Below are 15,650 nucleotides of genomic sequence, written 5' to 3'. Positions count from 1 at the left end.
TGTTCCCGTTCACCGGCGGTTTCGCAATTCGTCCGGATTTGCCCCTTGTTTGCGTCACCTGGCCCGTGATTCGATGGACTCGCCCGGAACGGAGGTGACGGCGTGAGTGTCGTCAAACGCCTCGCCAAGCTCGCGACCGTGACGGTGATCGCGGGAACGGTCGGCGGGGCCGCCGTGCTCGCCGCGCAGGCGGTCGCCGCCCGCGCCCGCAACTACGCCAAGCCCGACATGCGCCTCGCGATGCGCTCGTCGATCGGCGGCGCCGGCCGGCCCCCGATGCGCCTGGTCCTGCTGGGCGACGCGACCGCCCTCGGCGTGGGGGTCGAACGGGTCGCCGACACCGTGGGCGGCCAGCTCGCGGCCCTGCTCGCCGACGGCCCCGCGGGCCGCCGTGTGGAGCTGTCCAGCGTGGCCGTGGCCGGCTCCCGCTCCTCCGACCTCGCCACCCAGGTCGCACGCGCCCTGGTCGGGCCGGTCCCGGACGTGGCCCTCGTCCTCGTCGGCACCGACGACGTCACCCACGCGGGCAGCGCCGCCGACGCCGCCGAGCACCTGGGCGCGGCCTGCCGCCGCCTGCACGACGCCGGCATCCCCGTGGTCGTCGGCACCTGCCCCGACTTCGGCGCCCTGCGTGCCTTCGCCCCGCCGCTGCGCCAGCTCCTGGGCCTGCGCAGCCGCCGGATGGCCCGCCTGCAGGCGGCCATGGCCGGCGCCGCGGGCGCGGTGGTGGTCGACCTCGGCGCGCGCACCGGCCCAGTCTTCCGCGCGGACGCGGGCACGCTGTGCCACGACGGCTTCCACCCCTCGGCGGACGGGTACCGGGTCTGGGCCCACGCCCTGCTCCCGGCGGTCGAGGAGGCCGCGGCGGTACGCCCGGCCGCGTAACGGGGTTTGCGCACTGCGTGTGACAATTTTGGCTCGGCGTAGGCGGCGGGTGCGGGGTTACCTCGCAGTAGCATCCGAGGTATGCCGGAAGCTGTCATCGTTGCCACCGCCAGGTCCCCGATCGGCCGTGCCGTCAAGGGATCGCTGCGCGACCTCCGCCCCGACGATCTTGCCGCCACCATCGTGCGCGCCGCGCTCGACAAGGTGCCGCAGCTCGATCCGCGCGCGATCGAGGACCTCTACCTGGGTTGCGGCCTGCCCGGCGGCGAACAGGGCTTCAACATGGCCCGCGTGGTGAGCACCCTGCTCGGGTTCGACCACCTGCCGGGCGCCACGACCACGCGGTACTGCGCCTCGTCGCTGCAGACCACGCGCATGGCCTTCCACGCGATCAAGGCCGGCGAGGGCGACGTGTTCATCTCGGCCGGTGTGGAGTGCGTCTCGCGGTACGCCCGCGGCAACTCCGACGGCCTCCCGCCCGACGCGCAGGCGGCCGTCGGCGGCCCCTGGCAGAACCCGGCGTTCGCCGACGCTTACGCGCGCACCAACAAGCGCGCCGAGGGCGGCGCCGAGGCGTGGCACGACCCGCGCGAGGACGGCGAGCTGCCCGACATCTACGTCGCGATGGGGCAGACCGCCGAGAACCTGGCCGAGCTCGAGGGCGTGACCCGGCAGGACATGGACGAGTTCGGCGTACGGTCGCAGAACCTCGCCGAGGTGGCCATCAAGAACGGCTTCTGGGCCCGCGAGATCACCCCCGTCACCACCCCCTCCGGCGAGGTCGTGTCCAACGACGACGGGCCGCGCGCGGGCGTGACACTGGAGGGCGTCGCCGGGCTCAAGCCGGTGTTCCGGCCCGACGGGCGCGTGACGGCCGGCAACTGCTGCCCGCTCAACGACGGCGCCGCCGCGGTCGTCATCATGAGTGACACCAAGGCCCGCGAGCTCGGCATCACGCCGCTGGCCCGGATCGTCTCCACCGGCGTGACCGCGATGTCGCCGGAGATCATGGGCATCGGCCCGGTCGAGGCCTCCCGCGCCGCGCTGCGGCGGGCCGGCATGACCATCGACGACGTCGACCTCGTGGAGATCAACGAGGCCTTCGCGGCCCAGGTCATCCCGTCGTACCGCCAGCTGGGCATCCCGCTGGAGAAGCTGAACGTGAACGGCGGCGCGATCGCGGTCGGGCACCCGTTCGGCATGACCGGCGCGCGCATCACGGGCACGCTGCTGAACTCGCTCGACTGGCACGACAAGTCCATCGGCCTCGAGACGATGTGCGTCGGCGGCGGCCAGGGCATGGCCATGGTCCTGGAGCGTCTGAGCTGATTCGTAGCCGTCCGTGAGCAAAGGGCCGGAAGCGTCGAGGGTGCGGCCTTCACCGACCGCACCCGGTCGCGCTAATCCAGCTGGGCCGGCACCGCGACCACGTCCACCAGGGCGTCCTTGCGGAGCACGGTGATCTGGAGGCGGGCGCCGATCGCCGGCCCCAGCATCAGGCGCAGGACGTCCTGGACGCCCGTGATCGGCCTCCCGCCGGCGGAGAGCACCACGTCGCCCACGTAGAGCCCGGCCAGCCCGGCCGGGCTCCCGGGTACCACCTCGGCCAGCCGCAGGCCCTTCGACTGCCCGAGGCGCTCGGCCAGGGGCGGCGGCAGCGGCACCGTCGCCCCCGCGACGCCGAGCCAGGCGCGGCGCACGTGGCCGCTGGACATGAGCTCGGACATGATCAGGCGGGTCGTGTTGTTGACGGGCACCGCCAGGCCGAGCCCGATCCCGGCCACCGCGGTGTTGATCCCTACGACCCGGGACGCCGAGTCGGCCAGGGCGCCGCCCGAGTTGCCCGGGTTCAGGGCCGCGTCGGTCTGGATGACGTCGTCGACGAGGCGGGTGTGCCGGCCGTCGCGGACCGGCAGCGAGCGGCCCAGCGCCGAGACCACGCCCGCGGTGACCGAGCCGGCCAGCCCCAGCGGGTTGCCCACGGCCACGACGAGCTGGCCGATGCGCAGGTCGTCAGCGTTGCCCAGCGTCGCGGGCGGCACGCCGGCCTCGCGGATGCGCAGCACCGCCAGGTCGGAGAGCGGGTCGGCGCCGACCACGTCGAAGCGGGTCTGGGTGCCGTTGGTGAACTCGGCGACGCCCCCGTCGGCGCCGGCGACGACGTGTGCGGAGGTCAGGGTGAAGCCGTCCGGGGTGTAGACGACGGCCGAGCCGGCCCCCTCGCCGCGGCGGCTGCGCACGGTCAGGCTGGCCACGCTCGGCAGCAGGGTGGCCGCCACGGTGGAGACGACCCGGCTGTACGCGTCCAGCGCATCAATCTCAGGGTCCATGCTCGGACGAACACCGAACGCGGCCCGTCAATGCCGCATTACGCCAACAGCGATACCGCCGGCAGGTCGAACCAGCGCAGAGCCTCGAAATTGGCGGACACGACGCCGTCGGACTCCACCGCTGCCGGCAGTGATTCGCACAATTCACGTGCATATCGCAAATATCCGGACAAGTCGGATTCAGGCGCCCGCTCGTGTCGCGAAGGCCACGTCAGCTCGCCCTCCTCCGAGTAGGACAACTCCGACAACCGCAGCGGCGGCTCCACGACCCCGTCACGATGCTTCCAGAGGCCCGTGTACGGGTCGAAGCGGTACTGCGGCAGCAGCGCCCACCCGTGTGTGGCCACGAGGTGCACGGCCTCGACGATGTACCGGAAGACCGTCTCGGAGATGAAGTAGTTGAAGCTGACCCGCACCCAGCCGGGCTTGATGCCCTCGCAGCCGGCGATGATCTCCTGCTCGAAGCGGTGGGAGCGCTCGATGTCGATGCCCAGCAGCCGGTGGCCGTAGGGGCCCGCGCAGGAGCAGCCGCCCCGCGACTGGATGCCGAAGAGGTCGTTGAGCAGCGAGACGACGAAGTTGTGGTGCAGGTACCGGCCACCCGGCTTTTTGATCACGAACGACACGATCGACAGCCGGGGCGCGTCCAGGTTGCCCAGGATCTCGATGTTGGGGTTGGTCTGCCAGGAGGCGATGGCCTCGCGCAGGAAGCCCTCCTCCAGGGCGCGGATCGTGTCCGTGCCGACCGCCCGCTTGAGCTGGAACACCAGGCCGGCCCGGATCGACTCGACGATGGCCGGGGTGCCGCCCTCCTCGCGGTGCGCGGGGTCGGCGATGTAGTGGTGGTCGGTCGGGTTGACGTAGTCCACCGTGCCGCCGCCGGGCACGGTCGGCACCCGGTTGGTGAGCAGTTCGCGGCGCACGACCAGCACGCCCGGGGTACCGGGGCCGCCGACGAACTTGTGCGGCGACAGGAAGATCGCGTCCTTGTCGTGCATCTCGATCTCGACGTAGGGCGCCGCGGCCGCGAAGTCCCAGAACGACAGCGCCCCGTGCTCGTGCAGCAGCGCCGAGACCGCGTGCGAGTCGGTGACGATCCCGGTCACGTTGGAGGCCGCCGAGAACGATCCGATCTTCAGTGGGCGGTCGGCGTACCGCACGAGCTCCGCGCGGAGCCGTTCGAGGTCGATGTGGCCGTTGTGATCCTCGGGGATCACGACGACGTCCGCGATCGACTCCCGCCACGGCAACTCGTTGGAGTGATGCTCGAAGGGCCCGATGAACACGACCGGGCGATCCGCGGCCGGGATCCGCTCCGAGAGCGCATAGCGGTCCTCCAGCGCGGCCGGCACCCGCAGGCCGAGGATGTGCACCATCTTGTCGATCGCCGCGGTGGAGCCGGACCCGGTGAAGATCACGACGGTGCCGGCGTCGCCGCCCACGGCCTCGTTGACGATCTGGCGCGCGTCCTCCCGCAGGCGGGTCGTCTGCAGGCCGGTGCCGGACGATTCCGTGTGCGTGTTGGCGTACCGCGGAAGGACCTCGTCGCGGATGAAGCGCTCGATGAAGTCCAGCGCGCGACCCGAGGCGGTGTAGTCCGCATAGGTCACGCGGCGCGCGCCGAACGGCCCCCACATGACCTGGTCGTCGCCGATGACCGCGGCCCGAATGCGCTGCAAGAGGGGGGTCTCCATGGCGCCATCATTACAGGCGCCACGCCGTCCCCTTTCGTGTGGTCGGGAGAATGTCGCACTCGTTGTCCGGCCCGCCGGACGGTCCGATTGTTTAACGTTTCGTCCGGAGGTGCTCAGGAAGCCTCATGAGACTGGGGGTAGGGAAGTTGGTCAGTGTTGACCAGTCCGAGCCAACAGACGTCGTCGACCGTCTGCTGTGGCGGGATGCCAAGCAGATCCTGACTCGGCACAGCGAGTCCGACGGCGAGGGCCAGTGCCTGTGGTGCGGGCGTGAGTGGCCCTGCGCGCCGCGCCGGCTGGCGGAGAACGCCGCCGAGGCGAGCCGCCGCCCGTGGAACGAGGCGTGGACCGCCCGTCACGACCTGTACAGCCTGCGGACGATGCCCGACTGGCGCGTCGACCTGGGCCGGCCGAGCGCGTCGCGCGGCGGCTGGCACCGAGCCGGCGGAAACCGGGGAACCTTCCTGTAACACGATCGTTGATACCAGCGGAGACTTCGGCGCGGCCCGCCAGTGCTACGCAGTCCCGCGACACAAAGACCCGCTCGGACACGGTTGCCGGCATGCCTCCGCCGGCTCCGAACGCCTCCGGCCAGGCGTCCTCCCCAGGGATCGAGCGGGTCTACCAGGCAGGCGAGGGCACCACTCGTGGTTCCCCCGCATATATCGCGAATTGTGCCCTCGCCTGCCAAAACCCCATATGTGGTACCTCGAGCGCCCCGGCTGCGGCCGGGGCTCTTCTTGGCTGTGGAACCCACCGGAGGAGACCACACATGAAACACCCGAAGACTCGTCTTCGTCCCTGGCGGGCACGGGCCGCCGTCATCGGCACCACCGTTGCGGCCGCCGTCATCGGCTCGGTGGCCCCGGCCTGTGCGGCGGCCGTACCGCTCACCTTGAGCGCGGCGACCGGCCCGAGTGGCGGCACCAACACGATCACCGCCACGGCGACGACAAACATCTTCACGACGGCCGTCACGCCGGCGGCGGAGTTCCAGTACGTCGGCACCGGCACGGCGGCGGCCTGCTCGCCGACCTAACTGGGCGCGGCGGCAATCGCCCCGATCACGGCCCCGGGCGGCACCACGCCCTACGCGCAGACCGCCGGGGTCGTCGTCGTGCCGGCCGCGAACGTGAAGAAGCTGGGCGGCACCACCACCAAACAAGATCTCCGTCACCGTGCCCGCCGGGCTCGCGCTGGCGGCGACGGCCGCCGCCCGTACTGCTGCAGTCGACGGCGAAGTACAACCTCTGTGTCTACTCCGGCGGCCGGCAAGCCGACCCTCACCTCCGTGACGCCGGGTAACGGTCCCGCGCTCGGCGGCAACACCATCTCGGTGGTCTGGGTGCACAGCGCGTCGCCCACGGCGTGGCCGGCGTCGGCGACCCAGGCCAGCTGCCGCTGCCCGGTGGGGTCGGCGTGCGCGCTCACGATGCGCAGCGTGGTCCCGCCCGGCCCGGTGGTCTCGTTCGCCGACGCCGAGGCCGAGGCCCCGCCGGGCGGCGGCGGGAGCGGCGGACGCACGTTGTTGCTGGCCCGCGCCGCGGCCGAGCGCGCCGCCTCGATCCGCTGCTCGCTCGTCATCGGGCTCGGGCTCGGCACCTCCGTGGTGCTCAGGACCGAGGCGCCCGGCGTGCTCGCGTCAGCACTCGCCGCCGGGGCGGCGGCACTGTCACTGGCCGCGGCGTCGGATGTGTCGCTCGCCGCGACGCTCTCGGTCATCACGTGCCTCGATCCGCGGGTTGACCCGGCATTCATCTTCGATCTGTCCTTCGGGGACGCCATCGTCTCCCGGTCATTGGGCGGTCGGGTCACTCCCGCCGCGATCCTGGACCTGGCGTGGATCAGTTATCTGCACGAGATCAAGGCGCCCGACGCGGACTGGTTCGACATCGCTGTCGTGCATCACACGGACTGCGGGATGGGGTTCGCCGATGCCGCGCTGCGGAAAGGGTTCCGCGAGCGAGGCCTTGATGACGCCGCCCTGGCTGACAACGCGGTCTTCGACCCGACCCAGACCGTGCCGGGAGATGTGGAGAAGCTCATCAACACGCCGCAGGTGTCGCCGAGGATCAAGGTCTCCGGATACGCGTACGACGTGAAGACCGGCAAACTGACCACCGTGGTACCGCCGCGCAGTCGCGATGACGGATAGCTCTGGCGCGGATCCGTGACCCGCGCCAGACATTTGGGGGTCACGCCGTCTTCGCCGCGCCCACTGGGCAGGTCATGCCGCATGCCGTTCGGGCCGTGGTTGCAATAGCCGCCCGGATTTTTCAACCCTGGCGAACAGTGTGGTGCCCCGGGCTCAGCGGTTGTCGCCGCTGCCACCGAGCACGCCACGGCTCTGGCGGCTTGCCAGCTTGGCCAGGTTGTTCGTCGCGATGTCGTCCAGCGAAAGATCGAGGTAGTCGGCGAGCACCGCCAAATACCAGAGCACGTCACCGAGTTCCTTGGCGATGTCGGCTCGGTCGATCCGCGACTCTTCGCTGTCGTGGTCCCGGACCCACTTCTTGAACTTCTCGGCGATCTCCCCCGACTCACCGACCAGGCCGAGAACCAGGTGGAGCAGCTCATTCCTCTTGTCGCGGGGAGCGGCAGTACGCAGGGCGGCGCGCTGATACTCGTCCAGGTCCATGGCGGATCAGTATGGTCGAACCCCGTCCCACGCGGCCGTGCGGTGCGACAGGTCTGGCGCGGGTCCGCGGACCCGCGCCAGTGTTACGGCGAGATCAGGCGGGCAGGGTGCCGACGCCGATCGGGCAGGTCATGCCGTTCGGGCCGTGGTTGCAGTACCCGCCCGGGTTCTTGGCGTCGGACAGGTACTGCTGGTGGTAGTCCTCCGCGTAGTAGAACGCCCCCGCCGGCGCGATCTCGGTCGTGATCTCGCCGTGGCCCGCCTGGCGCACGACCGGCGCGAACGCCTGGCGCGACGCCTCCGCGGTGGCCGCCTGGGCCGGCGTGGTGGTGTAGATCGCCGAGCGGTACTGGGTGCCGACGTCGTTGCCCTGGCGCATGCCCTGGCTCGGGTCGTGGTTCTCCCAGAACGCCTTCAGCAGTGTCTCGTACGACACCTCGGCCGGGTCGTAGACGACCTGCACGGCCTCTGTGTGCCCGGTGCGGCCGGAGCAGGTCTCCTCGTAGGTCGGGTTCGCCGTGAATCCGCCCTGGTAGCCCACCGCGGTGGAGTACACCCCGGGAATCTCCCAGAAGATGCGCTCGGCGCCCCAGAAGCAGCCCATGCCGAAGTAGGCGACCTCCAGCCCGGCGGCCCACGGGCCGCGCAGCGGGGTGCCGAGGACGGTGTGCTTCGCGGCGACCGGCATCTCGGTGTCGCGTCCGGGGATGGCCGACTCGGCGGTCGGCAGGTCAAGCTGCTTGGTGTACCGCAGGAACACGATTCGCTCCTTAAAACTTGAGGCTCTCGGACTCAAGTTTGCCGCAGAAATCGCCGCGAGGCCTTATGAGCCCATTACGGCGGAGACCTTCTCCGCGAAGGACAACGCCTCGTCGTCCGACGCGTATTTCGTCCGCGGCCAGAAGAAGCCCTTGAGGCCGTCGCCCTTGGTGCGCGGTACGACGTGGGTGTGCAGGTGGGCGACGCTCTGGGACACGCGGTTGTTGATGGCGACGAAGGTGCCGCCCGCGGACAGCCCGGTCTCGACGGCCGCCGCGATCTGCCGGACGAAGCCGAAGTAATCCGGAATGTCCGCCGGGTCGAGATCGGTCAGCGTGACCACGTGCGTCTTCGGTACCACGAGCACGTGGCCCTTGAACACCGGGCGGACGTCGAGGAACGCGGCGGCGGTGTCCGTGGACGCCACCAGGAAGCCGGGCGCGGCGCCCGACGCGATCGAGCAGAACAGGCAGTCCGACACGAGCGCCAGCGTAGTCGCCGCTAGGTTGGAGCCCATGACCCACGGCTTCGAGACGCTCGCCATCCACGCGGGCCAGGAACCAGACCCCGTCACCGGCGCGGTCGTGCTCCCGATCTTCCAGACGAGCACGTACGCCCAGGACGCCGTCGGCAGCCCGCGGCTCGGATACGAGTACAGCCGCACCACCAACCCGACGCGCGACTCGCTGCAGGAGTGCCTGGCCGCGCTCGAGGGCGGACGCCGGGCCCTGACCTTCGCCTCGGGCCTCGCCGCCGAGGACACGCTGCTGCGCACGGCGTGCCGGCCCGGCGACCACGTGATCATCCCGGACGACGCCTACGGCGGCACCTTCCGGCTCTTCTCGAAGGTCGCCGAGCGCTGGGGCCTGACCTGGACCGCCGCCTCGATCCACAGCGTCGAGTCGGTCCGCGCCGCGATGACCGACCGCACGAAGATCGTGTGGGTGGAGACGCCGACCAACCCGCTGCTCGGCATCGCCGACATCGCGGCGCTGGCCCAGGTCGCCCACGACCGCGGGGCGCTGCTCGTGGTCGACAACACGTTCGCCTCGCCGTACCTGCAGCAGCCCCTGCACCTGGGCGCCGACGTGGTCGTGCACTCGACCACGAAGTACCTCGGCGGGCACTCCGACGTCGTCGGCGGTGCGCTCATCGGCACCGACGAGCAGCTCATGGGCGAGCTGGCGTTCCATCAGAACGCGATGGGCGCGATCAACGGCCCGTTCGACGCCTGGCTGACGCTGCGCGGCATCAAGACGCTCGGCGTGCGGATGGACCGGCACTGCGACAACGCCGAGAAGGTCGTCGAGTTCCTCTCGCGCAACCAGGCCGTCTCCCAGGTGTTGTACCCGGGCCTGCCCGACCACCCCGGCCACGAGACGGCGGCCAAGCAGATGCGGCGCTTCGGCGGCATGGTGAGCTTCCGCGCGCAGAGCGAGGAGCACGCCGTCGAGATCTGCAACCGAGCGCGCCTGTTCGTGCTGGGCGAGTCGCTCGGCGGCGTCGAGTCGCTGATCGAGCACCCCGGGCGAATGACCCACGCGAGCGCGGCCGGCAGTCCGCTGGAGGTGCCGGGGGACCTCGTCCGGTTGTCTGTCGGAATCGAGACGATCGACGATCTTCTGGCCGATCTGGAGTACGCGCTCGCTCGTTGACACACTTGACCGCACCGCTGCGCGGAGCCTTCGGCGACGGCCGCGGCGCCGACGGGTACGGAGAGGTGTTTCGATGCTGGACCGCGCAACCACCTGGGTAGGGGCCACGGCCAGGGAGATCGCCCGTGCGGTGCGCCGCGGCGACACCTCCGCGACCGCCGTCGTCGCCGATCATCTGGACTCGATCCGGGCCTACGACCGGATCATCGGCGCGTTCCGCGAGGTGCGCGGGGGTGCGGCGATCGCCGAGGCGGAGATCGTCGACGACCAGCCGGACCTGGCCAACCTGGCCCTGGCCGGGGTGCCGGTCGCGGTCAAGGAGAACCTCCCGGTCGCGGGGCTGCCGACGTGGAACGGCTCGTCCGCCGCGCGCGGCCCCGTGGCCGAGCGCGACCACGAGGTCGTCCGGCGGCTGCGCGGGGCCGGCGCGGTCGTCGTCGGCGCGACCCGGATGCCGGAGCTGGGCATCTGGGCCACCACCGACGACGCGGGCACCGTGACCCGCAACCCGTGGCGGACCGACCGCACCCCCGGCGGCTCGTCGGGCGGCGCGGCCGCGGCGGTCGCGGCCGGCCTGGTGCCGATCGCGCACGGCAACGACGGGCTCGGCTCGATCCGCATCCCGGCCGCCTGCTGCGGCATCGTCGGGCTCAAGCCCGGATCGGGCGCGGTGCCGGCCGGGATCGGGGCCAACGACTGGTTCGGGCTGGCCGAGAACGGCATCCTGGCCACCACCGTCGCCGACGCGCACCTGGGCTTCGCGGTGCTGGCCGGCCGCGCCCCCCGCGCGCTCAGCGAGCCGGGCCGGCTGCGGGTCGCGGTGTCCCTGCGCAGCCCGGTCGCCGGCGTGTTCCCCGACGCCGGGGCGAAGAAGGGCGTCAGCGATGCGGTACGCCTCCTGCTCGCCCACGGCCACGGCGCCGTCAAGGCCGACCCGACGTATCCGCCCGCCCTCGCCGCCCGCGTCCTCGCCACCTGGTTCGCCGGGGCGAGCGCCGACGCCGCCGAGCTCGACCGGGCCGCGCTGCAGCCGCGGACCCGCCGGCACGTCGCCCTCGGCGAGCGGGCGCTGCGACAGGGCCTCGTGCGCGACGCGGACCGCGCGGCGTGGCGCGAGCGCTGCCGCACCTGGTTCGCCGACGGCGGCTTCGACGTGCTCGTGACCCCGGCCCTCGCCTCCGCGCCCCCGGCCGCGGTCCGCTGGTCGGCGCGCTCCTGGGCCGCGAACATGCTGGTCAACACCCGCTACGCGCCCTATGCGGCGCCGTGGAACTTCGCCGGCTTCCCCGGCCTCGTGATCCCGGTCGGGGTGCGCGCCGACGGGCTGCCGGCCGCGATCCAGCTGGTCGGCCCGCCCGGCTCGGAGCTGCTGCTGCTCGCCCTCGCCGGCCAGCTGGAGCAGGCCGCGCCCTGGCGCCGGCACGCGCCCGGCTGGCCCCGCGAGGCGGCGCGGCGCCGATGATCAGGGCGATCTCGGGGCACGCGAGCGCCGCGATGCTCCTCGTCGCGGCGGCCGCGCTGGTCAACCTGGGGATCGCGTTCCTGCCCCTGGCGGATCTGTACGCGCTGCACCACCCCGGCCCCGGGTCCGCGGCGCTCGCGATCACCCTGCGGGCCGGCGGCTGGATGCTGCTGGCCGGTTGTTGCCTGGGCGCCGCCGCGGCCTGGGCGGGCTGGCTCGTCCGGGCCCGCGCCAACCTGGTCGCCTTCGGGGTGCGCTCCCGCCGGGTCGTCGACAGCGTCGGGCGCGTCCCCGAGGTGCGCCTGCGCATGACGGTCTTCACCTGGGCGTTCCGGGGCACGCTCCTGGCCGGGGCGGCGACGCTGCCGGTGGCGTGGCTGGCCGGGCGGGAGACCGCGGCCGAGATGGGCGGCGTGCGCGCGCGGGCGCGGGCCGGGCAACCGGTCGACGACGCGCTCGCCGCGCACCTGTTCGGCCGGGAGCTGGTGCTGTACCTGCCGGCGGCCGCGCTGTTCGTGCTCGCCGCCGCGTTCGCCCTCCTGCTGATCGCGCACATCACCAGCGCGCAGTACGGGCGGGTGGCCCGCCTGCGGGCCCGAGACTCGGCCGTAGCGTCCGCCGCCGTTGATGGCACCATCAGGGCATGACCGTCTCCTCGGATCTCGTAACCCTGGCCGAGATCGAAGCGGCGCGGCAACTCCTGGCCGGCGTGACCCGCCTGACCCCGGTGGAGCCCTGCCGGCCACTGACCGCCAAGCTCGGCGGCCCGACGTGGCTCAAGTGCGAGAACCTGCAGCGCGCCGGCTCGTTCAAGGTGCGCGGCGCCTACGTGCGCCTGGCCCGCCTCTCCGCCGACGAGCGCGGCCGCGGCGTCGTGGCCGCCAGCGCCGGCAACCACGCGCAGGGTGTCGCGCTGGCCGCGAGCCTGCTGGGCATCAACAGCACCGTCTACATGCCGTTCGGCGCCCCGCTGCCGAAGATCGCCGCGACCAAGGGCTACGGCGCGGCGGTCGAGTTCGCCGGCAGCACCGTCGACGAGGCGCTGGTCGCGGCCCAGGAGTTCGCGGAGCGCACCGGCGCCGTGTTCATTCACCCCTTCGATCACCCCGACGTCATCGCCGGGCAGGGGACCGTCGCCCTGGAGATCCTCGAGCAGGTGCCCGAGGTCAAGACCGTGATCACCGGGATCGGGGGCGGCGGGCTGGTCTCCGGCCTGGCCGTGGCGATCAAGGCGCTGCGCCCCGACGTGCGGGTGATCGGCGTGCAGGCCGCGGAGGCCGCCGCGTTCCCGCGCTCGCTGCGCGCGGGCCGGCCGGTGCGGCTGGAGAACTTCGGGACCATCGCCGACGGCATCGCGGTCGGCCGGCCCGGTGACATCACCTTCGAGCACGTGGCCAAGCTCGTGGACGAGGTTGTGACGGTCACTGAGGAGGACATCTCCCGGGCGCTGCTCATGCTCCTGGAGCGCGGGAAGATGGTGGTCGAGCCGGCCGGGAGCGTGGGCGTCGCGGCCCTGCTCGCGGGCGTCGTGCCGGTCGAGACGCCGGCCGTGGCGGTGCTCTCCGGCGGCAACATCGACCCGATGCTCATGGTGCGGGTGATCGAGCACGGGCTGGCGGCGGCCGGGCGGTACCTCACCTTCACCGTGCGCTGCGGGGACCGGCCCGGCCACCTGGCGAAGCTGCTGACGTACATCGCGGAGCAGGGGGCCAACGTCGTCGACGTGGCCCACCGGCGGCAGGACCCGCGGCTGCAGCTGGGGGAGGTCGAGCTGGCGCTGTCGGTCGAGACGCGCGGGTCCGAGCACTCGGACCGGCTGGTCACCGCGCTGCGCTCGGCGGGCTACACGGTGACGTTCGGGTGAGTGGACATGCCTCCGCCCCGGTCGCGGCGCGTCGAACGGCCACGACCGGGGCGGTCGGCAGGGTTGCCGGTCAGCCGGCGAAGGGCTCGAACGCGATGATCTTCACCTTGATCGCGGCGCCGTTGGGCGCGGTGTAGGTGACGGTGTCGCCCTGCTTCGCGCCGAGAATCGCCTTGCCCAGGGCGGACTCGGGGCTGTACACGGTCAGGTCGGTGGTCGCGGCGATCTCACGCGAGCCGAGCAGGAACTGCTCCGTGTCATCCTCGTCGTCGTCGAACTGGATGGTGACGACGGTGCCGGGCGCCACCGCGTCCGAGTTGGGCGCGTCGCCCACGACCGCCTTGCGGAGGAACTCCTTGAGGTACAGGATGCGGCCCTCGGCCTTGCCCTGCTCCTCGCGGGCGGCGTGGTAGCCGCCGTTCTCGCGCAGGTCGCCCTCTTCACGGCGCGCGTTGATCTCGGCGGCTATTGCCGGGCGGTTGGCGATGAGCTCGTCGAGCTCGGCCTGCAGCCGGTCAAAGGCGTCCTGCGACAGCCAGGTGGTGGCCTGGTTGCCGTCGGTGGTCGACACTGAAGATCTCCTTCGGGCACGCTCGGTCAAACCACCAAAGTACCAGTGACTCGCATCACCGCGGCCACTTGAATTTCCCGAGCCGTTACTTCCCCGTCGTCTGCCCCTTGAACGGGCCGCAGGCGGGCACCTCCACCGTGACGGGCCGATCGCTCGTGGCGAGCCGGTATGTGACGAACGCCTCGGCCCCGTCGGGCACGTCGACCTGGGCCAGGCCGACCTCCTCGCCGCTGGCCGAGCGGGCCCGGACGCTGCAGGTGGCCCGCTCGTCCGCGTCCTTGCGCACCACGAAGTCGACGGTGATGCCGTCGTCGGTGACGTTGTAGAAGCGCTGGACCTGCGGTTCGTACTCCTGCGGGCCGTACTGCCGGTACAACTGCCAGGTCACCGCGAGGCCGGCCACGGCGACGACCGCGGCCAGCACGAACACCAGCCAGGTGCGCCGCGGTTGCGGCTCCCGGCGGCGGCCGTAGCGGCCGGGCGGGTACTTGGCTGTGGCGTGCGTCTCTTCGGCAGCGTTCACGGGAGTGCGTCCTCGTCGTTTTTTGTCGGAGGTACCGACCACAATAGGGTCGTTACGTTCCAGCGCCCCGCGGTGGGTCTCTATGGAGGGGAAGCTCGTGACCGAGCAGTTGCGGTTGATGGCGGTGCACGCACATCCCGACGACGAGTCGAGCAAGGGCGCGGCCGCCATGGCGAAGTACTCCGCCGACGGCGTCGACGTCCTCGTCGTCACGTGTACCGGCGGCGAGCGCGGCAGCGTGCTCAATCCCAAGCTCGACCGGCCCGAGATCTGGGAGAACATCGCCGAGATCCGCCGCGCCGAGATGGACCGGGCCCGCGAGATCCTCGGTGTGCGGCAGGCGTGGCTCGGCTTCGTCGACTCGGGCTTCCCCGAGGGCGACCCGCTGCCGCCGCTGCCCGAGGGCTGCTTCGGGCTCGTCGACCCCGAGATCGGCGCGGAGCCACTGGTCAAGCTGATCCGCAGCTTCAAGCCGCACGTCATCACGACCTACGACGAGCGCGGCGGCTACCCGCACCCCGACCACGTCATGACCCACAAGGTCAGCATGGTCGCCTTCGACGCGGCCAACGACCCGGAGCGCTACCCGGACGCCGGCGAGCCGTGGCAGCCGCTGAAGCTGTACTACAACATGGGCTGGTCGCGGAAGCGCATGACGCTGCTGCACGAGGCCATGCTGGAGGCGACGGGGGAGTCGCCCTACACGGAGTGGCTGAAGGAGTGGGAGGAGCGCCGCGACGGGCAGGACTGGCCCGACCCCGACCAGCGCGTCACCACCAAGGTCCCGTGCGGCGAGTTCTTCGAGGTCCGCGACGACGCCCTGCGCGCCCACGCCACCCAGGTCGACCCGGACGGCTTCTGGTTCGCGGTGCCGATGCCGATCCAGCAGAAGATCTGGCCCACCGAGGACTTCGAGCTGGTCAAGTCCTTCGTCGAGACCACCACGCCGGAAGACGATCTCTTCACCGGCGTAGGCTGAGGTTATGGGCGTGTTGGACGTTCTGGCCGAGAACAACTTCGGCGACACCCGCTCCGGGGGCCTGGCCGGCCCCATGGGGCTGCTCATCATCGTGCTCCTGGGCATCGCGACGGTGTTCCTGATCCGCAACATGACCGCGCGGATCCGCCGCCTGCCGGCCGAGTTCCCCGATCCCGATGCGCCGAAGCCGGCGGACCGCGACGACCCGGCCCCACCGTCTGAGTAGTCATCGCCCTTCATCTGAGTTAGAAACGCATCGCTGGCCACTGTTGCCCCAATCCCGCGTGGCT

At 71.7% G+C, this 15,650-nt stretch carries 18 protein-coding genes; 11 read left to right on the top strand and 7 right to left on the bottom strand.

The features are described from left to right. Positions 1 to 102 precede the first annotated feature (102 nt). Complete coding sequence (locus AB0B76_RS13860) at positions 103 to 885, top strand: SGNH/GDSL hydrolase family protein (RefSeq protein ID WP_360374419.1); 783 nt, start codon at positions 103 to 105, stop codon at positions 883 to 885. An 81-nt stretch (positions 886 to 966) separates the two neighbouring features. Continuing rightward, positions 967 to 2,214 carry an acetyl-CoA C-acetyltransferase gene (locus AB0B76_RS13855; RefSeq protein WP_360374417.1) on the top strand — a complete coding sequence of 416 codons (1,248 nt, stop codon included), beginning with the start codon at positions 967 to 969 and terminating at the stop codon, positions 2,212 to 2,214. A gap of 71 nt (positions 2,215 to 2,285) precedes the next feature. Here the strand turns inward: AB0B76_RS13855 and AB0B76_RS13850 are convergent, their stop codons facing one another. Then, positions 2,286 to 3,215 (bottom strand): trypsin-like peptidase domain-containing protein, encoded by a 930-nt coding sequence (locus tag AB0B76_RS13850; protein WP_360374415.1) that lies wholly within the window; start codon positions 3,213 to 3,215, stop codon positions 2,286 to 2,288. A gap of 38 nt (positions 3,216 to 3,253) precedes the next feature. Beyond that, entirely contained in the window at positions 3,254 to 4,909 is a 1,656-nt protein-coding gene (locus tag AB0B76_RS13845; protein WP_360374413.1) for an aminotransferase class V-fold PLP-dependent enzyme, read from the bottom strand. 125 nt (positions 4,910 to 5,034) lie between these two features. On the opposite strand from AB0B76_RS13845, the gene AB0B76_RS13840 reads away from it, so the two are divergent. The 3 genes from AB0B76_RS13840 (at position 5,035) to AB0B76_RS13830 (ending at position 7,064) form a co-directional block, all read left to right on the top strand. After that, positions 5,035 to 5,379, top strand: coding sequence for a hypothetical protein (locus AB0B76_RS13840; RefSeq protein WP_360374411.1), 345 nt, complete (start codon positions 5,035 to 5,037; stop codon positions 5,377 to 5,379). Positions 5,380 to 5,681: 302 nt separating this feature from the next. Continuing rightward, complete coding sequence (locus AB0B76_RS13835; protein ID WP_360374409.1) at positions 5,682 to 5,948, top strand: hypothetical protein; 267 nt, start codon at positions 5,682 to 5,684, stop codon at positions 5,946 to 5,948. 78 nt (positions 5,949 to 6,026) lie between these two features. Next, positions 6,027 to 7,064: a carbonic anhydrase gene (locus tag AB0B76_RS13830; RefSeq protein ID WP_360374407.1), complete on the top strand. Its 1,038-nt coding sequence runs from the start codon at positions 6,027 to 6,029 to the stop codon at positions 7,062 to 7,064. A gap of 153 nt (positions 7,065 to 7,217) precedes the next feature. On the opposite strand, the gene AB0B76_RS13825 is transcribed toward AB0B76_RS13830, so the two are convergent. From AB0B76_RS13825 to AB0B76_RS13815, 3 genes are all read right to left on the bottom strand, one after another. Next, complete coding sequence (locus AB0B76_RS13825; RefSeq protein WP_360374405.1) at positions 7,218 to 7,547, bottom strand: nucleoside triphosphate pyrophosphohydrolase family protein; 330 nt, start codon at positions 7,545 to 7,547, stop codon at positions 7,218 to 7,220. Positions 7,548 to 7,641: 94 nt separating this feature from the next. Next, positions 7,642 to 8,307 carry a peptide-methionine (S)-S-oxide reductase MsrA gene (gene msrA, locus AB0B76_RS13820; RefSeq protein WP_360374403.1) on the bottom strand — a complete coding sequence of 222 codons (666 nt, stop codon included), beginning with the start codon at positions 8,305 to 8,307 and terminating at the stop codon, positions 7,642 to 7,644. A 63-nt stretch (positions 8,308 to 8,370) separates the two neighbouring features. Continuing rightward, positions 8,371 to 8,763 (bottom strand): HIT family protein, encoded by a 393-nt coding sequence (locus tag AB0B76_RS13815; protein ID WP_360374884.1) that lies wholly within the window; start codon positions 8,761 to 8,763, stop codon positions 8,371 to 8,373. 58 nt (positions 8,764 to 8,821) lie between these two features. Between AB0B76_RS13815 and AB0B76_RS13810 the strand changes: the two genes are divergently transcribed. The 4 genes from AB0B76_RS13810 (at position 8,822) to ilvA (ending at position 13,287) form a co-directional block, all read left to right on the top strand. After that, positions 8,822 to 9,961 carry a cystathionine gamma-synthase gene (locus tag AB0B76_RS13810; protein ID WP_360374401.1) on the top strand — a complete coding sequence of 380 codons (1,140 nt, stop codon included), beginning with the start codon at positions 8,822 to 8,824 and terminating at the stop codon, positions 9,959 to 9,961. A gap of 73 nt (positions 9,962 to 10,034) precedes the next feature. Beyond that, positions 10,035 to 11,423, top strand: coding sequence for an amidase family protein (locus tag AB0B76_RS13805; RefSeq protein ID WP_360374399.1), 1,389 nt, complete (start codon positions 10,035 to 10,037; stop codon positions 11,421 to 11,423). Then, positions 11,420 to 12,070, top strand: coding sequence for a hypothetical protein (locus tag AB0B76_RS13800; protein WP_360374397.1), 651 nt, complete (start codon positions 11,420 to 11,422; stop codon positions 12,068 to 12,070). Before AB0B76_RS13805 ends, AB0B76_RS13800 begins: the two co-directional genes overlap by 4 nt. After that, positions 12,067 to 13,287 carry a threonine ammonia-lyase gene (gene ilvA, locus AB0B76_RS13795; protein ID WP_360374395.1) on the top strand — a complete coding sequence of 407 codons (1,221 nt, stop codon included), beginning with the start codon at positions 12,067 to 12,069 and terminating at the stop codon, positions 13,285 to 13,287. The genes AB0B76_RS13800 and ilvA overlap by 4 nt, the downstream gene beginning before the upstream one ends. A gap of 70 nt (positions 13,288 to 13,357) precedes the next feature. Here the strand turns inward: ilvA and greA are convergent, their stop codons facing one another. Both greA and AB0B76_RS13785 read right to left on the bottom strand, forming a co-directional pair. Continuing rightward, positions 13,358 to 13,858 (bottom strand): transcription elongation factor GreA, encoded by a 501-nt coding sequence (gene greA, locus AB0B76_RS13790; RefSeq protein WP_360374393.1) that lies wholly within the window; start codon positions 13,856 to 13,858, stop codon positions 13,358 to 13,360. An 85-nt stretch (positions 13,859 to 13,943) separates the two neighbouring features. Continuing rightward, the gene (locus AB0B76_RS13785; protein WP_360374391.1) at positions 13,944 to 14,381 is read right to left on the bottom strand and encodes a DUF4307 domain-containing protein; all 438 of its coding nucleotides are present in this window, start codon (positions 14,379 to 14,381) and stop codon (positions 13,944 to 13,946) included. Between the two features lie 97 nt (positions 14,382 to 14,478). Between AB0B76_RS13785 and mca the strand changes: the two genes are divergently transcribed. Both mca and AB0B76_RS13775 read left to right on the top strand, forming a co-directional pair. Beyond that, on the top strand, positions 14,479 to 15,360 hold the full coding sequence (gene mca / locus AB0B76_RS13780; protein ID WP_360374882.1) for a mycothiol conjugate amidase Mca: 882 nt from the start codon (positions 14,479 to 14,481) through the stop codon (positions 15,358 to 15,360). 10 nt (positions 15,361 to 15,370) lie between these two features. Beyond that, positions 15,371 to 15,586, top strand: coding sequence for a hypothetical protein (locus tag AB0B76_RS13775; protein ID WP_360374913.1), 216 nt, complete (start codon positions 15,371 to 15,373; stop codon positions 15,584 to 15,586). Positions 15,587 to 15,650: the final 64 nt, after the last annotated feature.

Source organism: Dactylosporangium sp. NPDC049140, from assembly GCF_040648435.1.
The sequence above is the reverse complement of the archived record's forward strand: the minus strand, read 5'-3'. Positions and strand labels throughout refer to the sequence as shown.